The 18988-nt window shown below is 64.6% G+C and carries 17 protein-coding genes; 8 read left to right on the forward strand and 9 right to left on the reverse strand.

Features of this window, described 5'->3' with window-relative positions; translation table 11 throughout:
* The first annotated feature begins 182 nt into the window (after window positions 1–182).
* Complete coding sequence (gene ilvN, locus KZZ07_RS07350) at window positions 183–743, forward strand: acetolactate synthase small subunit (protein ID WP_219513213.1); 561 nt, start codon at window positions 183–185, stop codon at window positions 741–743.
* A gap of 48 nt (window positions 744–791) precedes the next feature.
* On the opposite strand, the gene KZZ07_RS07355 is transcribed toward ilvN, so the two are convergent.
* Entirely contained in the window at window positions 792–1112 is a 321-nt protein-coding gene (locus KZZ07_RS07355; protein WP_219513215.1) for a hypothetical protein, read from the reverse strand.
* 286 nt (window positions 1113–1398) lie between these two features.
* Between KZZ07_RS07355 and KZZ07_RS07360 the strand changes: the two genes are divergently transcribed.
* The 3 genes from KZZ07_RS07360 to KZZ07_RS07370 all read left to right on the forward strand — a co-directional run bounded on the left by KZZ07_RS07360 (window position 1399) and on the right by KZZ07_RS07370 (window position 3647).
* Complete coding sequence (locus KZZ07_RS07360; RefSeq protein WP_219513216.1) at window positions 1399–2160, forward strand: helix-turn-helix domain-containing protein; 762 nt, start codon at window positions 1399–1401, stop codon at window positions 2158–2160.
* A gap of 117 nt (window positions 2161–2277) precedes the next feature.
* Window positions 2278–3438, forward strand: a complete 1161-nt coding sequence (locus tag KZZ07_RS07365; protein ID WP_219513217.1) for an aromatic ring-hydroxylating oxygenase subunit alpha — start codon at window positions 2278–2280, stop codon at window positions 3436–3438.
* Window positions 3435–3647 (forward strand): hypothetical protein, encoded by a 213-nt coding sequence (locus tag KZZ07_RS07370; protein WP_219513218.1) that lies wholly within the window; start codon window positions 3435–3437, stop codon window positions 3645–3647. The genes KZZ07_RS07365 and KZZ07_RS07370 overlap by 4 nt, the downstream gene beginning before the upstream one ends.
* A 32-nt stretch (window positions 3648–3679) precedes the next feature.
* On the opposite strand, the gene KZZ07_RS07375 is transcribed toward KZZ07_RS07370, so the two are convergent.
* Both KZZ07_RS07375 and prfB read right to left on the reverse strand, forming a co-directional pair.
* A complete protein-coding gene (locus KZZ07_RS07375) occupies window positions 3680–4483 on the reverse strand; it encodes a DUF2189 domain-containing protein (RefSeq protein WP_219513219.1) in 804 nt (267 codons plus the stop codon).
* 325 nt (window positions 4484–4808) lie between these two features.
* A complete protein-coding gene (gene prfB, locus KZZ07_RS07380; protein ID WP_219513220.1) occupies window positions 4809–5933 on the reverse strand; it encodes a peptide chain release factor 2 in 1125 nt (374 codons plus the stop codon).
* Window positions 5934–6011: 78 nt separating this feature from the next.
* On the opposite strand from prfB, the gene KZZ07_RS07385 reads away from it, so the two are divergent.
* Window positions 6012–6851, forward strand: a complete 840-nt coding sequence (locus KZZ07_RS07385; RefSeq protein WP_219513221.1) for an aminoglycoside phosphotransferase family protein — start codon at window positions 6012–6014, stop codon at window positions 6849–6851.
* Here the strand turns inward: KZZ07_RS07385 and KZZ07_RS07390 are convergent.
* From KZZ07_RS07390 to KZZ07_RS07400, 3 genes are all read right to left on the reverse strand, one after another.
* Window positions 6845–9373, reverse strand: a complete 2529-nt coding sequence (locus tag KZZ07_RS07390; RefSeq protein ID WP_219513222.1) for a penicillin-binding protein 1A — start codon at window positions 9371–9373, stop codon at window positions 6845–6847. The two genes, KZZ07_RS07385 and KZZ07_RS07390, sit on opposite strands and share 7 nt — an antisense overlap.
* Window positions 9374–9475: 102 nt before the next feature.
* Window positions 9476–10681 (reverse strand): N-acetylmuramoyl-L-alanine amidase, encoded by a 1206-nt coding sequence (locus KZZ07_RS07395; RefSeq protein WP_219513223.1) that lies wholly within the window; start codon window positions 10679–10681, stop codon window positions 9476–9478.
* Between the two features lie 72 nt (window positions 10682–10753).
* A complete protein-coding gene (locus KZZ07_RS07400) occupies window positions 10754–11911 on the reverse strand; it encodes a pyridoxal phosphate-dependent aminotransferase (protein ID WP_219513224.1) in 1158 nt (385 codons plus the stop codon).
* Window positions 11912–11968: 57 nt separating this feature from the next.
* Between KZZ07_RS07400 and KZZ07_RS07405 the strand changes: the two genes are divergently transcribed.
* From KZZ07_RS07405 to KZZ07_RS07415, 3 genes are read left to right on the forward strand one after another with little or no spacing between them, the layout of a single operon-like run.
* Window positions 11969–13297, forward strand: coding sequence for a M48 family metalloprotease (locus tag KZZ07_RS07405; protein ID WP_219513225.1), 1329 nt, complete (start codon window positions 11969–11971; stop codon window positions 13295–13297).
* A gap of 25 nt (window positions 13298–13322) precedes the next feature.
* Complete coding sequence (locus KZZ07_RS07410; RefSeq protein ID WP_219513226.1) at window positions 13323–14102, forward strand: DsbA family protein; 780 nt, start codon at window positions 13323–13325, stop codon at window positions 14100–14102.
* Complete coding sequence (locus KZZ07_RS07415) at window positions 14099–14524, forward strand: hypothetical protein (protein WP_219513227.1); 426 nt, start codon at window positions 14099–14101, stop codon at window positions 14522–14524. The genes KZZ07_RS07410 and KZZ07_RS07415 overlap by 4 nt, the downstream gene beginning before the upstream one ends.
* Before the next feature lie 6 nt (window positions 14525–14530).
* Here KZZ07_RS07415 and ispG read toward each other — a convergent pair whose 3' ends face one another.
* From ispG to hemA, 3 genes are all read right to left on the reverse strand, one after another.
* Complete coding sequence (gene ispG / locus KZZ07_RS07420) at window positions 14531–15655, reverse strand: flavodoxin-dependent (E)-4-hydroxy-3-methylbut-2-enyl-diphosphate synthase (protein WP_219513228.1); 1125 nt, start codon at window positions 15653–15655, stop codon at window positions 14531–14533.
* Window positions 15656–15747: 92 nt separating this feature from the next.
* A complete protein-coding gene (locus KZZ07_RS07425; protein WP_219513229.1) occupies window positions 15748–17574 on the reverse strand; it encodes a helix-turn-helix domain-containing protein in 1827 nt (608 codons plus the stop codon).
* Window positions 17575–17699: 125 nt separating this feature from the next.
* The gene (gene hemA, locus KZZ07_RS07430; RefSeq protein ID WP_219513231.1) at window positions 17700–18923 is read right to left on the reverse strand and encodes a 5-aminolevulinate synthase; all 1224 of its coding nucleotides are present in this window, start codon (window positions 18921–18923) and stop codon (window positions 17700–17702) included.
* Window positions 18924–18988 lie beyond the last annotated feature (65 nt).

Consider the following 18988-nt stretch of genomic DNA (forward strand, 5'->3'; position numbering starts at 1 on the left):
TTCTGATGGGCATTACAGTCGCAGCGCGGCGAAACCGGCGTAGCGTGAAACGATTGACAGGCCATTAAATGCCGGAGGCGCCGCGTTTTGGGCCGCTCTCTTCTGGTCAAAGCCGTCGTTCTTGGCTACACCTTTCGCGGCCCGTCGCCCGGCGGGCCGGCACTCCTCAGAAAGGCCCAGAGATGTCAGCACTCAAGATCAAGAAAGGCTCGAGCAAGCACTCCGCCTACAACCTCCGCCCGAATTTCTCGGACGTGCAGGAGACGCATACCGTCGCCGTGCTTGTAGAGAACGAGCCGGGCGTGCTGGCACGCGTGATCGGGCTGTTTTCGGGCCGTGGCTATAACATCGACAGCCTGACCGTGGCCGAGGTCGACCACGAAGGCCACCTGAGCCGGATCACCATCGTCACCAGCGGCACCCCGCAGGTGATCGAACAGATCAAGGCTCAGCTGGGCCGCATCGTGTCGGTGCGCGAAGTGCACGACCTGACGGTCGAGGGAAAATCCGTCGAACGTGAACTGGCGCTGCTCAAGGTTGCCGGATCGGGGGACAAGCGGGTCGAGGCGCTGCGCCTCGCGGATATCTTCCGCGCCCATGTCGTCGATTCAACGCTGGAAAGTTTTGTCTTTCAGTTGACCGGCACGCCGGACAAGATCGACGCCTTTGCCGACCTGATGCGGCCGCTTGGCCTGACCGAGGTCGCCCGGACCGGTGTCGCCGCCTTGGCGCGCGGGATCTGAAGGTCCTGTTCGGCATGGCCCGGATCACCCAGATCCCGGCCAGCCGTTTCAGCTGGCGCGGCGCGCCTCCGGAAAACTGACAACATTGCCCGCCGGCGCGGTTTTGGCCGGGCCACGGGTTTTAAGCTCGTGAACGATGGCCGGGGCAAAGCCCGCATCGACACGACGCAGGTTACGTGCCCTGCGAACGTCCCGCTCTTCGCGCAGGTCGAACTGGATCAGGTCCCCGGCATCGAGGCCCAGACCGTCGTGCACGTTCTGCTCCGCTGCTGTGTAGTAAGCGAGATTTCCGTGGTCTTCGCACCAGATCACAGCTTTGCTGTCACTGGCATCCGCCCACAAAACAACGCCAAACATCTGATCTTGCATAAGTACACCCACTGATGGTCGCCTGTTCAGGGTGAAGGAATCCTTTCCAAGCCGACAGATTATTTTCCGTGTCGCCTTCTTGATTTTTGTGGCGCAAGACGTCACTTTTGGCGCCAATGAGCATCACTACTGACGCTAAACCGCACCAGGTAGCGTCACAGGTTCGGATCAAAAGGCTAAAATGCTGCACTTCAAAGGCACTACGGGACAGGATCGCACCATCATGGCGGAGAAACTTGCCACAAATTCGACCAAGCGAGGCCCAACACCGTCCGAACTCCGTAGTATGCTTGGCGCCAACCTGAGACAGCTGTCACAACGCGCGCCGTCGATTTCGGCGCTTTGCCGCGAGCTGGGGATCAACCGGACCCAGTACAACCGCTACCTGGCCGGCGAGAGCTTCCCGCGACCGGACGTGCTGCATCGGATCTGCTCCTATTTCAACGTCGACGCCCGCATCCTGCTGGAACCCGTTGGCGACATCAGTGACAGCAACGCCAGCATCTTCAACAACCCGGCTATCTCGGATTTCCTGGGCGGCGCCACGCGGCCCGTCTCCGAAGAGGACTTTCCCAGCGGGTTCTATCGGTTCGCACGGCGCAGTTTCCTGGACGAAAACATGTTCGTGCGGGGACTGATCTATGTCTTCCGCAACCGCCAGGGCACCTTTCTCAAGGGGTTCGAAGCCAAGGATGCCATGCGCCAGCAGGGCTTGCACACCGACCCCGCCACACGCGAATTCCGTGGCGCCGTGATCCCCCAGGAAGACGGGATTGCCGCCCTGGTCAGCCGGCACGGCTCGATCACCTCCTCTTTCAATTACCTTGCGCGCATCCCTTCTTTCGAAAACAATTTCTGGGCCGGTTATGTGACCCGCACCGTCCGCGAAAATGTCGCCGGACGCCGGGTTGAGCGCCTGGTCTATGAATACCTCGGAAACAGCATGAAGGACGTCCTGCCCGCGGCCCGCAGTTCCGGCTTCTGCCTTGAATCCGACCTGCTGACCTACCAGCGCAATCTGCTGAAACCCGACGCCCCCTTCGTCTAGAGGCCGTCTGCGCCATCCAAGGTCGTTTTGATACAATCCGTGTCGGCTTTGATTGGGACAAGAGCGTATTCCGCAATTAACGCGGACTCCAATCCACGTCAGCAGAAGGCTTTTCCCATGACCATTGCCCCAACCGATCTTGACAGCGTCCGCCGTCCCGTCGCCCAGGCCAATGGCCTGCCCAATGCGCATTACATCGACCCGGCCGTCTTTGCAGAAGAGCGCGAAGCTCTGCTGCTTTCCCAGTGGGCCGGTCTGGCCGTGGCCGCGGACGTGCCGGAAAACGGCGATGCCAAGCCGATCACCTTCCTCGGGATGCCGCTCTTGCTGCTGCGGGGCCGTGACGGCGCCGTTCGGGTGTTCCAGAACATCTGCCGCCACCGCGGCATGATCCTGGTCGAGGAAGCCCGCAAGATCGAGGGCGCGATCCGCTGCCCCTATCACTCATGGTGCTACGGATCCGATGGCCGCCTCGTCAGCACGCCGCACGTGGGCGGCCCCGGCCACAACACCCACGAGGCGATCGACCGCAGCACATTGGGCCTGATCGAGGTGCGCAGTCACATCTGGCGCGACGTGGTCTGGATCAACGTCTCTGGCGACGCGCCAGAGTTCGAAGACGCCATGAGCGATGTCATGACCCGCTGGGCCGAATTCGAAAAGCCGCTCTACCACGGCGGCGCCGACAGCACGATCACGATGGAGGTCCAGACCAACTGGAAACTCGCGGTCGAAAACTTCTGCGAGAGCTATCACCTGCCCTGGGTGCACCCCGGTCTGAACTCCTATTCCCGGCTCGAGGATCACTACAACATCGAGGAACCCGGCGCCTATTCCGGCCAGGGCACGCTGGTCTATCGCCAGGTGACCAACGAGAACGGCGACCCCTTCCCCGATTTCGAGGGCATCTCGGACAAGTGGGACACCGCCGCCGAATACATCGCCGCCTATCCCAACGTCCTTTTGGGTGTGCACCGCGACCAGGCCTTTGCCATCGTCCTCTTGCCCGAGGGGCCCGGCAAGACGGTCGAACACATCCACCTCTACTACTCCCAGCCCAAGACCGACAGCGGATTGCGGCAACGCAACACGCAACTCTGGAAGACCGTCTTCGAGGAAGACATCTTTGTCGTCGAGGGCATGCAGCGCGGGCGCTACGCCTCGGGTTTCGATGGTGGCCGCTTTTCTCCGGCGATGGACAGCCCCACTCATTGTTTCCATGACTGGGTGGCGTCCAAGATCCAGACCCATCGCAGCCTGTCGGACGCCGCCGAATGAAGGCGCTGGACGACATGCTGCTTGCGGCGCATGAGGCCGGCGACCGTCCGGCGCTGGTGGGGCTCTATGCCCAGGCGGCAGAGACGGTCAACGATATGGATGCCGCCTGTTTCTACCTCACCCATGCCTATGTCTTCGCGCTGGAGCTGGGAGACAGGCGCGCCACGGCGCTGCATGCGCGACTCAAGGCCGAGGGGCGCGAGGCCTGAGGACAGGGCAGAGAGGCGCTGTAGGGCGCCTCTCAGGCCACGACATGCGCCCCGGCCTCGTGCCGGGTGCCATAGGCGATCATGTCGTACAGGTGCCAGGTCGCGTGCCCCAAGAGCGGCAGCGAGATAAACAGCCCCAGGAACCCCGGCAGCATCGACACCAAGGTGACCGCCGCCACGAATACCGCCCAGGCGAACATCGTCACCGGGTGTTTCTGCACGTAGGTGAAAGAGGTGATCATGCCGGTCACGAAGTCGATGTCCCGGTCCAGCAGCATGGGCAGCGACAGAACCGAGATCATGTAGAGCACGATCGAAAAGACCGCACCGACGCCCGTCCCCACCGCCAGCATTGTCAGCCCGTTGGCAGTGAAATAGATGTCCAGCGAGCTGGAGACATTGGTCATCGTCGAGAGACCCAGGAACAGCGCAAAGATCATGTGCGCCAAAAAGAACCAGAACAGGAAGATCACCAACACCACCGCCCCCAGCCAGGGCAACTGCCCCCCGCCAGAGCGTTTCACCACGCTCAGGATCTGCATCCAGTCCAGCGGCCGGTCCTGCTCGATCCTGCGGCTGACATCGTAGAACCCGACGGCAGCAAAGGGCGCGATCAGCGGAAAGCCGATGGCCGCAAAGACCAGCCAATAGCTTTGTCCGGTGATCCAGGTGATCCAGGTCATGAACCAGCCGCCGAGGAAATAGACAGAGGCAAAGAGCACGGCAAAGCCCGGCGCGCGCCGCAGATCGCTCCAGCCGCGCCGCAGCGCCTCTTTCAACAGCGCCGGGTCGACCGGACCCAGTTCGGGCACACCGGGTTTGGGGGTATCGGGCATGGCGTTCCTCCCGGGCTCTGCCCTGCGTCACGACATGCAGTAAACGGTATATGTATCGCCAGCGTCAACAACGGAGACAGACGACGGAAATACCTCCTCCGCACGCGCATCTCCACTGCCAGCCAGGGTGACAGCCGCTGGTCCGGCTCATGTCAGCCGCCACGCCAGCCGACACAGTGATGCGGCCCAAAGGGCTCGCGCCCATGTTTCTTTGGGCTCAAAATATCTCCGGGGGGCGCCGCAGGCGCGGGGGCAGAGCCCCCTCCAACCGCGCCACCAGGCGCCCGCGTGATCATGGTCTGGCGGGTATCACCCCGCCACGCGATCAGTCCTCGGCCTGGGCGTCCGCGCGGCTCTTGCCCGCGACGTTCAGCGCCAGCGTCGCCGCCATGAAAGGATCAAGGTCACCGTCCAGCACGCCCGAGGTATCGGCGGTCTCGTAGTTCGTCCGCAGGTCCTTGACCATCTGGTAAGGCTGCAAGACATAGGACCGGATCTGGTTGCCCCAGCCTGCGTCGCCCTTGGCCTCGTGCAGCGCGTTGACCTCGGCGTTCCGCTTGTCCAGCTCCAGCTGGTAGAGGCGCGATTTCAGCGCCTTCATGGCGATGTCACGGTTCTGGTGTTGCGACTTTTCGGACGAGGTCACGACGATCCCCGTGGGCGCGTGGGTGATCCGCACCGCCGAGTCGGTGGTGTTGACGTGCTGGCCGCCCGCGCCCGACGACCGGAAAGTGTCGATGCGGATGTCCGCCGGGTTCACCTCGATTTCGATATTGTCGTCGATCACCGGATAGGCCCCTACGGCGGCAAAGCTCGTCTCGCGCGTGCCCTTGCCAAAAGGCGAGATGCGGACGAGCCGGTGCGTGCCGCTCTCGGACTTCAGCCAGCCATAGGCGTTCGGCCCCTTGATCTGGTAGGTGGCGGATTTGATGCCCGCCTCGGCCCCGGCCTGCTCTTCCTGCAGGTCGACCTCGAAACCGCGTTTTTCGGCCCAGCGGACGTACATCCGCGCCAGCATCTGGGCCCAGTCGCAGGCCTCGGTGCCGCCCGCGCCCGCCTTGATTTCCAGGAAGGCATCGTTACCGTCGGTCTCACCGTTCAGCAGCGCCTCGAGTTCCTTCTTGGCGGCCTTGTCCACCAGCGACGCAATCGCCGCCTCGGCGTCGGCGACCACCTCGGCGTCCTCTTCCATTTCGCCCAGTTCGATCAGCTCGATCTGGTCGGCGAGGTCCTGTTTCATGGCCGAGTAGGTTTCCATCGCATCGACCAGCTGCTGACGCTCGCGCATCAGCTTCTGCGCCGCCGCCGGGTCGTCCCAGAGGTTCGGGTCCTCGACACGGGCGTTGAATTCTTCCAGCCGGTGCTGAGCGGTGCCCCAGTCCATGCGCTGGGCCAGCAGGTCGAGCGATTTCTCGATCTTTTCCACGTGGTTCTGGGTCTCTGCGCGCATTTTCTATGGTCCTGTGTCGGTCCTCTCGGGTGATGCGTGATAGCAAGGGGCAGGCCAACGGGCAAGGCGGGGCAGACTATGGAAAACCGATTGCAGCGGGTTCTGAAGCACTTCGGGCTGTCCGGCGCGGCCCCCTTGGCGGAAACCGCCATTGCGGGCCTCTGGACAGCCCGTGACCGGTCCGGAAACCTGCGGGTCGTCAAGATCTATCGCAAGGGTCATTTCGGAAACGAGGCGGGCGGGATTGCCCTGATACGGGCATGGGCGGGCACCGGCGCCTGCGTGCAGGTCCTGGACACCTGTGAGGATGCGATGCTTATGCCCTGGCTCGACGGGCCGTTGCTGGGTGCCCGCAGCCGCGCGGGAGCCGACCTGGACGCCTGCGCCCGCCTCGGCCAATTGGCGGCCACCCTGCATCGGGGCCCCCTGCCCGCCCTGCCCGGTCTGCCACGTCTCGAGGATTGGTTCGACGCGCTCTTTTCCCTGCGTATGGCACCCGGCTGTGCCGAGGCGCTGAAAAGGGACATGGGGCGGGCGTCAGCCCTGGCCCGGACCCTCTTGGACGACAGTCCGCCCGCGCGCGCCCTGCACGGTGATCTGCATCACGACAATGTCCTGGAGGCCCCGCAAGGACCGGTGGCGATCGACGCCAAGGGGGTGCTGGGCGATCCGGCCTATGAGCTTGCCAATGCGCTGCGCAACCCGAAAGGGTGCGCAGCGGAGCTGCGAGATCCCGGCCACATGCGCGCCCGGCGGGACATCCTGGCAGAGCACTCCGGCACCTGCCCCTCGCGGCTCGCCCGTTGGGGGGCCGCGAAATGCGCGCTGTCAATCGCCTGGCGCAGCGGCGGACTGTTGCAGCGGGACGCCGAGGCAGACCTCCTGGCCCTGCTCCTTGCGCAGGCAGAGGTTCAGTAAAGCCCGCCCGAGCTGAGCGTGCCGAAGCCTGCCTTGGGGCCCACGATGGCCTTGTCGCCCGTAGAGGTCGTGACCTCCTGCGCGACGGTCGACCCGTCGGGTTGGATCACGTCGAAGGTGCCGGAGATCGCAAAGCCCCCATCGAACATGACGCCAAAGATCGGCTCTTCTCCGAGGCGGAAACACTCGGACACCACGTTGGGACCGCTGGCATCGTCCGGCAGGCGCGCGCCCGAGAACCGGTCGATCTTGATGAACTGGCACTCTTCGGGAACCTTGAAGTTGCCGCCCCCGTATTTCTTGATCGCGTCCTTCATGAATTCGTTGAAGACCGGGCCACACATGCCCCCGCCAGACGCTCCGCGCCCCATCGTGCGCGGCGTGTCGTACCCGATATAGCAGCCGGCCACGATGTTCGAGGTGAAGCCCACGAACCAGACGTCCTTGGCATCGTTTGTCGTGCCGGTCTTGCCCGCGGTCGGCACGCTGAGGTTGACCGTGCGCGATGCGGTGCCGCGCTCGACGACGCCGCGCATCATCGAGGTCAGCTGATAGGCGGTGACGGCGTTCATCACCCTTTCGCGTTCGTCGGCGATACGGGGCGCCTGCCCCTGCGGCAGGTCGGGGTTGTCGCAATCGACGCAGACCCGTTTGTTGCCGAAAACGGACTCATGCGAATAAACGGTGGTGCCATAGCGGTCCTGAACCCGGTCGACCAGTGTCGGTTCGACCCGCTCGCCGCCATTGGCGAACATCGCGTAGGCGGCAACCATACGGAACAGCGTCGTCTCATCCGCGCCCAGAGCGTTCGCGATCGACAGGCCCATGCGGTCGTAGACGCCGAATTTCTCGGCGTAGCTGGCGACGATATCCATGCCCACTTCCTGCGCCAGGCGGATCGTCATCAGGTTCCGCGACCGTTCGATCCCTGTGCGCAGCGGCGTCGGGCCATAATACTGGTGAGAGGCGTTTTGGGGCCGCCAGATGCCGGCGCCTGTGTCCACCTCGATGGGCGCGTCGACCACGATGGTCGCCGGGGAATAGCCCGAGTCCAGCGCCGAGGCATAAACGAAGGGCTTGAAGCTCGACCCCGGCTGGCGCATCGCCTGCGTCGCCCGGTTGAAGACCGAGTTCTGGTAGGAAAACCCGCCCTGCATGGCGATCACCCGCCCCGTGTGGGCGTCCATCGCCATAAAGCCGCCCTGCACCTCGGGAACCTGCCGCAGGCTCCAGCGGATGAAGGCGCCGTCGCTGTCCTGGGTCATCTGGCGGACGTGAATCACGTCACCGCGCTCGAAATTGTCCTGCAGGCTGCCCTTGAACCAGTCGGTGTCCGAGCGGGGCACGGTCATGCCGCGCGGGTCGTCCAGGGCGACGTCCTCGATTCCCAACAGCAGCGAGTCGTCGCGCACCTCGCGTACCACCGCCACATGCCAGGGGTGCTCCAGCACGATATCCCGAGCCACGCGCAGATCCGCCAGCGCCTCGCGCCACGTCTCCTCGTCGCCAAGGGTATCCACCGGGATCGTCTTGCCCGTCCCGCGCCATTTGCCCCGGTTGCGGTCGTATTTTTCCAGCGCCGCGCGCAGAACCTCGGCAGCCTTTGTCTGCATGTCCGGGTCCAGAGTCGCGCGCACCGAATAACCGCCGGCAAAGAACTGTTCCTCGCCGAAATCCCGGCTCAGCTGGCGACGGATTTCGTCGGTGAAATAGTCGCGCGGTGGAAGCGAGCGCGAATAGGGCTCGAAATCGCCATTCTGCACCGACCGCAGCGGCATGGCGACTTCGGTCTCATAGGTGGCCTCGTCGATATAGTTGTTCTCAAACATCTCCCTCAGCACAAAGTCACGCCGGTTCTTCAGGCGCTCCTTGCGGCGGACAGGATGATAGTCCGATGGCGCCTTGGGCAGAGAGGCCAGCGTGGCCGCCTCATGCGGGGCCAGTTCCGACAGGGATTTGTTGAAATAGACCTGCGCCGCGGCCGTGACGCCATAGGCGTTCTGTCCCAGGAAGATTTCGTTGAGGTAGAGCTCCAGGATCTTTTCCTTGGACAACGCCCCGTCGACGCGGGAGGCCAGGATGATTTCCTTGATCTTGCGTTCGACGCGGCGGTCGCCCGACAGAAGGAAATTCTTCATCACCTGCTGGGTGATCGTCGACGCACCACGGGTATTGCCACGCGCCGTGTCGATGGCCGCTGACACGATGGCACGCGGATCGTACCCGTCATGGGTATAGAAAGACTTGTCCTCGGCCGAGATGAAGGCGTGTTTCACCAGGTCCGGGATTTCGCGCGCGGGCGTGAACAGCCGCCGTTCCTGCGCGAATTCGTCGATCACGCGGCCTTCGGCGGAATAGATCCGGCTGATCGTGGGCGGCGAATACTGCGCCAGGTGTTCGTGGCTGGGCAGGTCGCGCCCATACATCCAGAACACGGCTCCGATGGTCAGCGCCACCATCATGGCGCCCATTGTCACGACCGAGAAGATCGCCCCGAAGAAGGAAAAGATGAAACGCAGCACATGCGGCTCCCGCTACTCGACTGAAGCCGTGTTTATAGCGCAGAAAGGTATGGGTCAAAACACATCGGCGCATGCCGGGCGGCGGTTTGCCGAAATGGCGCCCTATTGCCGGCGCAGGCGCGACAGGGCCTCGTCCTCCAGCGCCCAGGCGGCGACCCCGTCGCGCAGCCCGCGCGCCATACCCGTGCGCCAGACCGGATCCTGCAGGTTGCGCCGGTCCTGTTCCGTGGACAGAAACCCCAGTTCGACAAGGACAGAGGGGATGTCAGCCGATTTCAGCACTGAAAACGCCGCCTGCCGCAGCGGGTCCTTGTGCACATGGCCCAGCGAGGCATCGATTCCGGCGACGATATGTTCGGCCAACGCCTGGCTGCGCGGCGTGTTGTCCAGCCGCGCGAGATCCATCAGGATCTGGGCCACCCGGTCGTCGGTGCCGGTCAGGTCCAGCCCGGCCAGCAGGTCGTCGCGGTCATGCCGTTCCGCCAGCGCCGCCGACGCCGCGTCCGAGGCCTCTTCGGCCAGCGTATAGACCGCCGCCCCATGCGCCACCCCCTCTTCCAGCGCATCCGCATGCAGGGAGATGAACAGGTCCGCGCCGACCTCATGGGCGTATTTTACCCGTCCTTCGAGCGAGACAAAGCGGTCCTCCTGCCGGGTCAGCCGGACATCGTAGTCGCCCGAGCGCAACAACACTTCGCGCAGCTCCAGCGCGAAGGTCAGCACCAGGTCCGCCTCTGTCACACCGTCCCGTTGCGCGCCCGGGTCGATGCCGCCATGCCCGGGATCAAGGACAATGGTCAGCGGGCGATCCGGGTCGGGATCGGTGCGGCGCGCCCGGGGGCGGGTCCGTACCCAGGAGGGATCGGCCGGCGGTCCGGCGGTTTTTGCGAAACTCGCGGCATCACCCGGTTGCAACCGCAGGGTCAGTTCGGCCCCCGCGCCATCGGGCAACACGCGCATCCCGGCGCTTTGTACCAACATCGGTTCCGCCAGCTCGGCCACGAGACGCGACCAGCCGGGGCGGAACAGGCCCATGCGCAAGGCACTGATCCTGTCGCTCTGGTTCAGCTCTGCGGGATCGGCACCCTGCCAGTCCACCTCGGCGAAATCCAGCACCAGCCGGTCCGGATCGGTCAGGGTGAACACCCGCCAGGGCACCCCCTGCGACAGGGTCAGGGTCAACTCGGTGCCGCCGAAACGGCGATCCTCGATGCCTCCGTCGATCAGCCGGGCCAAACCGGCATCTTGCGCGGAGGCAGCGCCGGCCCAGAGGCTCAGCGCCATCAGGAAAGTAAGAAATCTGCTCATCTGCCCCGGTTCCGGTGTTTGCCGCACTCTATGGGTATCCGGTCAGGTCAATCAATCCTCGACAGGCCGCGCTCAGGCGGCGCCCTGCCCGCGCTCGGCCATGAAAGCGCCTAGCCGCGCGAGGCCTTCCTTGATCTCCTCGGTCGACTGGGCATAGGCGAAACGCAGCGTGCCGCCGCCCCGCACCGGGTCAAAGTCCAGCCCCGGCGTCACGGCGACCCCGGCCTTGTCCAGGATCTCGCGGGCAAAGGCACGGCTGTCACTGGTCAGGTGGCTGACGTCCGCGTAGACGTAAAAAGCCCCATCGGGCGGTGCGATCCGGTCAAACCCGATCCGCGGCAGCCCCTCCAGCATCAGCTGGCGATTGCGGGCATAGACGGCCAGGTTTCCTTCCAGTTCGTCCTGCGCGTCCAGCGCCGCAAGGGCCGCGACCTGGGCGGCATGGGTCGGACAGATGAACAGGTTCTGCGCCAGGCGTTCGAACTGGCGGACCATGTCTTCGGGCACCACCAGCCAGCCGATCCGCCAGCCGGTCATCGAGAAATACTTGGAAAAAGAGTTGATCACCACGACGTCGTCGCTGATTTCCAGCGCCGAGACCGCGTCCTTTTCGTACTCGATCCCGTGATAGATCTCATCCGACAAAAAGGCCGCCCCACGCGCGTGGGCATCCGCGATCAGCGCCGCCAGTTCCGGCTTTTCCAGCATGGTGCCGCTGGGATTCGCCGGGCTGGCGACCAGCAGCCCCTGGTAGTCGATGCCCGCTAGGTCCTCTGGTGTGGGCTGATAGCGGTTTTCCGCCGAGCACTGGACCTCGACCGGGGTCACGTCCAGCGCCTTGAGGATCTGCCGATACGAAGGATAGCCGGGCGCCCCCAGCGCCACGCGGTCCCCGGCATCGAACAGCGCGGTAAAGGCCAGGATGAACCCCCCGGAAGACCCCGGCGTGACCACGACGCGGCCCGGGTCCAGGTCGATCCCGTACCACTCATCATAGAGTTTCGCGATCCGCGCGCGCAATTCCGGCAGGCCAAGCGCCACCGTGTATCCAAGCGGGTCGTTTTCCATGTCGCGGCTCAGGGCAGCACGGGCCGCGGCGGGCGCGGGGGTGCCGGGCTGGCCCAGTTCCATGTGGACGATGCTGCGCCCGTCGGCCTCTGCCTGGCGTGCCGCCTCCATCACGTCCATCACGATAAAGGGATCAACCGCGCCCCGCCTTGAATTCCGCATGCCTGCCTCTCTACTGTGTCGCCAGTGAGGCTTACGAGCACAAGGAGCAGCCCGTCAATGATCCGCCACACGATCCTGTCCCGTCTGACCGCCCTGGTCATGGCTCTGTCCATTCTGGCAGCAGCTCCGGCCCAGGCGGCCACCACGCTGCTGCGAGATGCGGACATGGAATACGCGCTGCGCCAGCTTGCCGCACCCATCCTGAGCGCCGCTGGCCTCAGCCCGCAACAGGTCAAGATCATCGTGATCGACGACGGGTCGCTGAACGCCTTTGTCGCCGACACGCGGCATATCTTCCTGCACTCCGGGCTGATCATGCGGCTGGACAGTGCCGAGGCCTTGCAGGCCGTGATCGCGCACGAGGCGGCCCACATCGCCAACGGCCATATCGCGCGCCGCCTTGGCAACATGCGCGCCGCGCGCACCGCCGCTGGCATCGGCATGGCCCTGGCGGCCGCGGCCGCCGCCGCAGGTGCCAACAGCCAGGCCGCCGCCGCCGCGGCCATCGGGTCGCAATCCTCGGCCATGCGGCTTTTCATGTCGCATACACGGGCCGAGGAATCCGCGGCCGACATCTCTTCGGTCCGGTTCATGATGCGTGCCGGTGTCGACCCGCACGGCGCGCTGGAGGTGCAAAAGCTCTTTCGCGGGCAAGAGGCGCTGTCGGTGGGCCGACAGGACCCCTACATGCGCACCCACCCGATGACCCGTGACCGCCAGCGCGCGCTGGAGGCGCTGGTCGCCGGGCAGAAAAGCCCGGCCCGCGATGCCACGGCGCAGTACTGGTTCAAGCGCGCCCAGGGCAAACTGACCGCCTTCAAGCGCGCGCCCTCCTGGACGCTGCGGCGTCTGAAAGACAGCGGCAGTCAGGATATCGCCCACATGCGCGAAGCCGTGGCCTGGCACCGCCAGTCGAACCTGAAGAAATCCCTCGCCGCGATCGATCGCGCCATCGCCCTGCGCCCCGGAGATCCCTACCTGCTGGAACTCAAAGGTCAGATCCTGCTGGAATCGCGCCAGTTCGGCGCCGCAGTTCAGGTCTATCAGGCCGCCGCCAACCGTGCCCCGCGCGAACCGCTGATCCTGGGCGGGCTGGGCCGCTCGCTGCTGGCAACGGGCAACCACCGCCAGGCTCTCAAAGCGCTCGAGGCCGCGCGTGGACGCGATTTCACCGATGCCCGCGTGTTGCGCGACCTGGCCGTGGCCTATGCCAAGACCGGCCAGCCCGGCATGGCTACCGTCGTGACGGCGGAACGCTATGCCCTGCAAGGGCGCCTCAAGGATGCAAAGCTGCACGCGGAACGCGCGGTTGCGACCCTGCCCCGGGGCTCTGCCCCGTGGCAAAGGGCACAGGATGTGCTAAGTGCGGCAAAACAGGCCAAATAACAGACAACAATTTTTGGGAGTTCCCATGTTCACCTCGACCAAATTCCTTCGCGGCAGCGCCGCTGCCCTCTGTCTTCTGGCGGCACCGATGGTGCAGGCCCAGGACGACGGCGGCTTTGACTTTTCCGCCATGACGCCCGAGCAGCGCACCGCCTTCGGGGCCCAGGTGCGCGAATACCTGCTGGAAAACCCGCAGGTCATCATGGAGGCGGTTGCCGTCCTTGAAGACCGCGAAAAGCAGGCCCAGGCCGCACAGGACGACGCCCTTGTCACCGACAACATGGCCCGCCTTCTGGATGACGGGTTTTCCTGGGTCGGCGGAAACCCCGAGGGTGACGTGACCGTGATCGAGTTCATGGATTACCGCTGTGGCTATTGCCGCCGCGCCCATCCCGAGGTCGAGGAGCTGATCGCCAGCGACGGCAACATCCGCTACATCCTCAAGGAATTCCCGATCCTGGGCGAGGCATCGATGATCTCGTCGAAATTCGCCGTGGCCACACATATCCTTGCAGGCGACGAGGCCTACAAGGCCGTGCATGACGCGCTGATCACGCTTGAAGGCAACCCCGGCAATGGACCGTTGCGCCGAATCGCGCAGACGCTGGGTCTGGATGCGGATGCGATCATGGCCGAGATGGACAGCGACGAGGTCGCGCGCCGCATCGCGGAAACCCGCGAACTCGCGCTGGCGATGAACATCAACGGCACGCCCAGCTTCGTCTTTGGCGAGGAAATGGTGCGCGGCTACGCGCCTCTGCCGACCATGCGCCAGATCATCGAAGACCAGCGCGCCGCCGAGTGATCCGGGCCGCGCTTCTGTCTTTCGTCTTCTGCGCCGGCCCCGTGCTGGCGCAGGAGATGAGTCTGTCGGAACGGTTGCGGGCGCTGAGCGCGCCGGCGCCCACCGACTTCTACGAAGACGAACGCCAGGGCGATCTGGATCTGATCGCACGCCACGCGCCCGCGCTGTTCGGCGAGGACGGCGCCGTGATCGCCATGTTCACCGGTCCGGGCTGTGACACCTGCCCGGCGGCATGGGCCGATCTTCGGGACATGGCACAGGCGCAGGGCGTGACCGTGCGCCTGCTGGATACGGCTGAGCCCGGGAACGCCACGCTGATGGACACGCTTACGCTGGACACCCTGCCCTCATATGTCATGCGGGACAGGCTGATCCGGGGAGAGATGCCCGCCTTTGTCCTGGTGCGATACCTGGCGGAATGAGGCGGATTACTCCGCCGCTTCCGCCTGTTCTGCCTCGATGACTTCTGCGCGCTTCTCGACCTCTTCGACGATGTGCTCGATCATCTGGTCGTTGGACATCTTGTGGCTGGCCTTGCCCGCGAGGTAGACCATCCCGCTGCCTGCGCCGCCGCCGGTAAACCCGACGTCCGTCATCAGCGCCTCGCCGGGGCCATTCACGACGCAGCCGATGATCGACAGGCTCATGGGCGTCTTGATGTGTTCCAGCCGCTTTTCAAGCACTTCGACGGTCTTGATCACGTCGAACCCCTGCCGCGCGCAGGAAGGGCATGAGATGATATTGACGCCACGATGGCGCAGGCCAAGCGACTTCAGGATCTCGTAGCCAACCTTGACCTCTTCGACCGGGTCCGCCGACAGGGACACCCGGATCGTGTCGCCGATCCCCATCCACAACAGGTTGCCCAACCCGATGGCAGATTTGATCGTGCCAGACATCAGGCCACCGGCCTCGGTGATCCCCAGATGAATGGGCGCATCGGTCTGTTCGGCAAGCTGCTGGTAGGCGGCGGCGGCCATAAAGACATCCGAGGCTTTGCAGCTGATCTTGAACTCGTGGAAATCGTTGTCCTGCAGGATCTTGATGTGATCCAGTCCGCTTTCCACCATCGCGTCCGGGCAGGGCTCGCCGTATTTCTCCAGCAGGTGTTTTTCGAGGCTGCCGGCGTTCACGCCGATCCGGATCGAGCAGTTGTGATCGCGCGCGGCCTGGATCACCTCGCGCACGCGGTCCTGACTGCCGATGTTGCCCGGGTTGATGCGCAGGCAGGCGGCGCCCGCTTCGGCAGCCTCGATCCCGCGCTTGTAGTGGAAATGGATGTCGGCGACGATCGGCACCGGGCTTTCGCGCACGATTTCCTTCAGCGCGCGGGACGAGTCCTCATCGGGGACCGACACCCGCACGATGTCTGCGCCTGCTTCAGCTGCGGCCTGTATCTGATTGATAGTGCCGGGAATATCGGTGGTGACCGTGTTGGTCATGGTCTGCACGCTGATCGGCGCATCGCCCCCGACGGGAACATTGCCGACCATGATTTGCCGGGATGTGCGACGATAGATATTGCGCCACGGGCGGACGTGATTGAGGCTCATGCGCTCTGTCCTGTGTTTGCGTTGGTCTTGGTGCGGACACTAGTCGCTGCGCGCGCCACAGACCAGCCCGTGCGCCATCGCGCCGCGTGTCGTTACTGGCCTTGCAGCTGCAGCTCTGCGACGACCTTGGCCAGCGTCTGGTTCCGGGTCAGGTCGGCGACCTGCATCTCGCGCTGGATGTCCCCGGCCGACAGGGCAAGGTCACGTCCGAACTGGCCGCTGGCGCCATAAGGACCGTAGGTCTCGCCGTTGACGGCGAAAAAGACACCACCCGCATTGCCCGAAAAGATCGTCGGTGCCTGGTCGGTCTGCGGCACCTTGTAGGTGTCGCCCGGTTTCAGCAGCCGTGCCAGCAGCTTCTTGCCAGAGGGCGAGGTGATCTCGACCCAGGTTTCCGCCACTGCGACGACGGTGATGCCCGGCGCGGGTTCGGCGGTCACGCGCGGAACGTTGGGCTGTATGGGTTCGAGCGCCGGTTTGGCGACTTCGACAGGTGCCGGAGCCACCGGCTTCGGGGCCGGGACCGAAGGCGTCGGGGCCACGGCAATGGCCGCCGCAAGCGCGATGCTGTCGGGCCGTGCGACCGGCGGGGTATTCGGAACATTCCGTGCCAGGTCGGTGGGGATCGGGGTTTGTGCGGCGCGCTGCACCGGTTCTGCAAGGGCCACCTGCGGCGCGGCGAGGTTCAGATCCACGAGCACCGAGGCAAGGTCGCGGTCCTTGGTCGAATCCGCAAGGTCAAAGCGATCCACCACGTCAGCCCCGGCCAACGAAACATTGCCGGTCACGCGACCGGGCTGCCCTGCGGGACCGTAGGTCCGGCCATCGACGTTGAAATAGACGGCGCCGGATTCGCCAACCCGGATGCGTGGGCTGGAGGCGTCACGCGGCACGGCGAATGTTTCGCCCGCGTTCAACACGCGAGAGATCAGCACGCCATCGGTCTCGGAACGCACCTCGATCCAGGCGGGACGTACGGCCACGACCGTGACACCGCTGGCCCCGGCCAGCCCGCCGACAGGCGCCGCCCCGACAGCGGATTCGGGGATCACGCCCTCGGCCACCAGTCTGTTCGCCAGAGCGGCGGCAGCCAGCGAACTGTCCTGCACATTCGGCAGACCGCGCGGCCCTCTGCCGGCAAAGGCGCCGACGCGTTCGGGATCAAGCGTCGAGATCGGCGCATCGCGCGCAACCAGCACCGGAACATCCAGGGCCTGCGGACGATAGAGGCGGTCAAAGGCTTCGGTCGTCGGCGGGGTAAAGACACCGGCCTGAGTGATGTCATCGCCTTCATCGCGCGCGGCTGGCGCAATGGCCGCTTGCAGCGGATCCAGCTCGCTCAGCACGATGGGGGTCTGATCGACCGGCGTCACCTGCACGCGCTGCACCTCTTGCAACACGCGGTAACCGCCGTATCCGATACCACCGATCAGGGCCAACAGCACCAGCGACGATCCCAGCGCCCCGGGTTCGATCCGCGAGAGCAGGCTGTCATTGGCCGGGGCAAAGGGCATACGCGGTTCCACGATGGAATCGCGATTGCGCGCCCGCGCCGCGTCCTGCCGCGGCTTGCGGATGACAGAGGCCTCTTGCGACATGCCATGCGCGACGGAAAACCCGCTTTCCGTGCAGAAATGCGTGAATGCCTCATCCGGGTCCATACCCAGGTAGCGCGCATAAGAGCGGACGTAGCCGGCGATGAACCCCGGAGTATCAAAGGCGGAAGGATCGCAATTCTCGATTGCGGCAATATAGCTTGCCTTGATGCGCAGCTCTCGCTGCACATCCAGCAGCGACTTGCCCATTGTCGCCCGTTCACCGCGCATGACGTCGCCCAGCTTCAGGGCGTAGTCGTCAAAGCTCTGTGGCGACGTGTCGTCGCCGCTTTCTTCACGGTGCTGGGATTTGCGCCCGATCATTGCGAGACTGCCCCATTCTACCCATCATTTATGTGCCTGCCCGGTCCGGGCTGCACGATTCGCGCACCCCGGTTATTGCGATAAGGCTAGCACATCTCAAGCCATATGACAGGTATTGGCGGGGTTTAGCCGGCCAGTTCAGCGCGATTCAGCGCACAATGGCTCCACAATTCGTCCATCGCGCGCACCAGCCGATCCATCTCGTCCGGGCCGTGCACAGGCGAGGGGGTGAACCGCAGACGCTCGGTGCCACGCGGAACCGTGGGGAAGTTGATCGGCTGGACGTAGATGCCATAGCCCTCAAGCAGCATGTCGCTCAGCTGCTTGGTGTGGACCGGGTCGCCGACGATCACCGGCACGATATGGGTGCCGTGGTCGATGATCGGCAGGCCCATGCCCTTGAGCCGGGTCTTGAGGATCTTGGCCTGGGTCTGGTGTTTGTCGCGCAACTCCTGGTCCGTCTTGAGATGGCGAACCGAGGCTGCGGCACCGGCGGCCACGGCCGGCGGCAGCGAGGTGGTAAAGATGAACCCCGGCGCATAAGAGCGGACGGCGTCACACATTTTCGCAGATGCGGCGATGTAGCCGCCCATGACGCCATAGGCCTTGGCCAGGGTGCCGTTGATAATGTCGATGCGGTGCATGAGGCGGTCGCGTTCCGCGACCCCTGCCCCGCGCGGGCCGTACATGCCGACCGCGTGCACCTCGTCGATATAGGTCAGTGCGCCGAATTCGTTCGCCAGATCGCAGATCGCCTCGATCGGGCCGAAATCGCCGTCCATCGAATAGATCGATTCAAAGGCGATGAGCTTGGGCGCGGCGGGATCGTCGGCTTCCAGCTTGGCGCGCAGATCGTCGAGATCATTGTGCTTGAAGATGCGCTTGGCCCCGCCGTTGCGGCGCACGCCTTCGATCATCGAAGCGTGGTTCAGCTCGTCCGAGTAGATGATGAGGCCCGGGAACAATTTGGGCAGCGTGCTCAGCGTTGCATCATTGGCGATATAGGCCGATGTGAACAGCAGCGCGGCCTCTTTGCCGTGCAGGTCGGCCAGCTCGGCCTCCAGCCGCTTGTGATAGACCGTGGTGCCCGAGATGTTGCGCGTGCCGCCCGAGCCGGCGCCGGTGGCGTCGATCGCCTCGTGCATGGCAGACAGGACAACGGGATGCTGACCCATGCCCAGATAGTCGTTGCCGCACCAGACGGTGATCGGCGTTTCGCTTCCGTCCGGCTTGCGCCAAGTGGCATGCGGGAACTGGCCCTTCTTGCGCTCGATGTCGATGAAGGTGCGATAACGGCCTTCTTCGTGCAGACGGTTCAGGGCGTCATCCAGTTTCGCGGTGTAGTCCACCGGGCTCCTCCTTCTACTTTCGACCCTCGCCAGGGGGCCGGTGCTGCAGTCACACCTTATTCAAT

This window comes from Mameliella sp. CS4, assembly GCF_019392335.1.
Lineage (GTDB): Bacteria > Pseudomonadota > Alphaproteobacteria > Rhodobacterales > Rhodobacteraceae > Antarctobacter.

Bases quoted from the DNA above. Each gene is read 5' to 3' on its own strand.
- KZZ07_RS07395 (WP_219513223.1), bottom strand. From the start codon at position 10,681: ATGAGCAGATTTCTTACTTTCCTGATGGCGCTGAGCCTCTGGGCCGGC.
- prfB (WP_219513220.1), bottom strand. From the start codon at position 5,933: ATGCGCGCAGAGACCCAGAACCACGTGGAAAAGATCGAGAAATCGCTC.
- KZZ07_RS07405 (WP_219513225.1), top strand. From the start codon at position 11,969: ATGATCCGCCACACGATCCTGTCCCGTCTGACCGCCCTGGTCATGGCT.
- KZZ07_RS07410 (WP_219513226.1), top strand. From the start codon at position 13,323: ATGTTCACCTCGACCAAATTCCTTCGCGGCAGCGCCGCTGCCCTCTGT.
- KZZ07_RS07370 (WP_219513218.1), top strand. From the start codon at position 3,435: ATGAAGGCGCTGGACGACATGCTGCTTGCGGCGCATGAGGCCGGCGAC.
- ispG (WP_219513228.1), bottom strand. From the start codon at position 15,655: ATGAGCCTCAATCACGTCCGCCCGTGGCGCAATATCTATCGTCGCACA.
- KZZ07_RS07425 (WP_219513229.1), bottom strand. From the start codon at position 17,574: ATGATCGGGCGCAAATCCCAGCACCGTGAAGAAAGCGGCGACGACACG.
- KZZ07_RS07360 (WP_219513216.1), top strand. From the start codon at position 1,399: ATGCTTGGCGCCAACCTGAGACAGCTGTCACAACGCGCGCCGTCGATT.
- KZZ07_RS07385 (WP_219513221.1), top strand. From the start codon at position 6,012: ATGGAAAACCGATTGCAGCGGGTTCTGAAGCACTTCGGGCTGTCCGGC.
- KZZ07_RS07400 (WP_219513224.1), bottom strand. From the start codon at position 11,911: ATGCGGAATTCAAGGCGGGGCGCGGTTGATCCCTTTATCGTGATGGAC.
- KZZ07_RS07355 (WP_219513215.1), bottom strand. From the start codon at position 1,112: ATGCAAGATCAGATGTTTGGCGTTGTTTTGTGGGCGGATGCCAGTGAC.
- ilvN (WP_219513213.1), top strand. From the start codon at position 183: ATGTCAGCACTCAAGATCAAGAAAGGCTCGAGCAAGCACTCCGCCTAC.
- KZZ07_RS07365 (WP_219513217.1), top strand. From the start codon at position 2,278: ATGACCATTGCCCCAACCGATCTTGACAGCGTCCGCCGTCCCGTCGCC.
- KZZ07_RS07375 (WP_219513219.1), bottom strand. From the start codon at position 4,483: ATGCCCGATACCCCCAAACCCGGTGTGCCCGAACTGGGTCCGGTCGAC.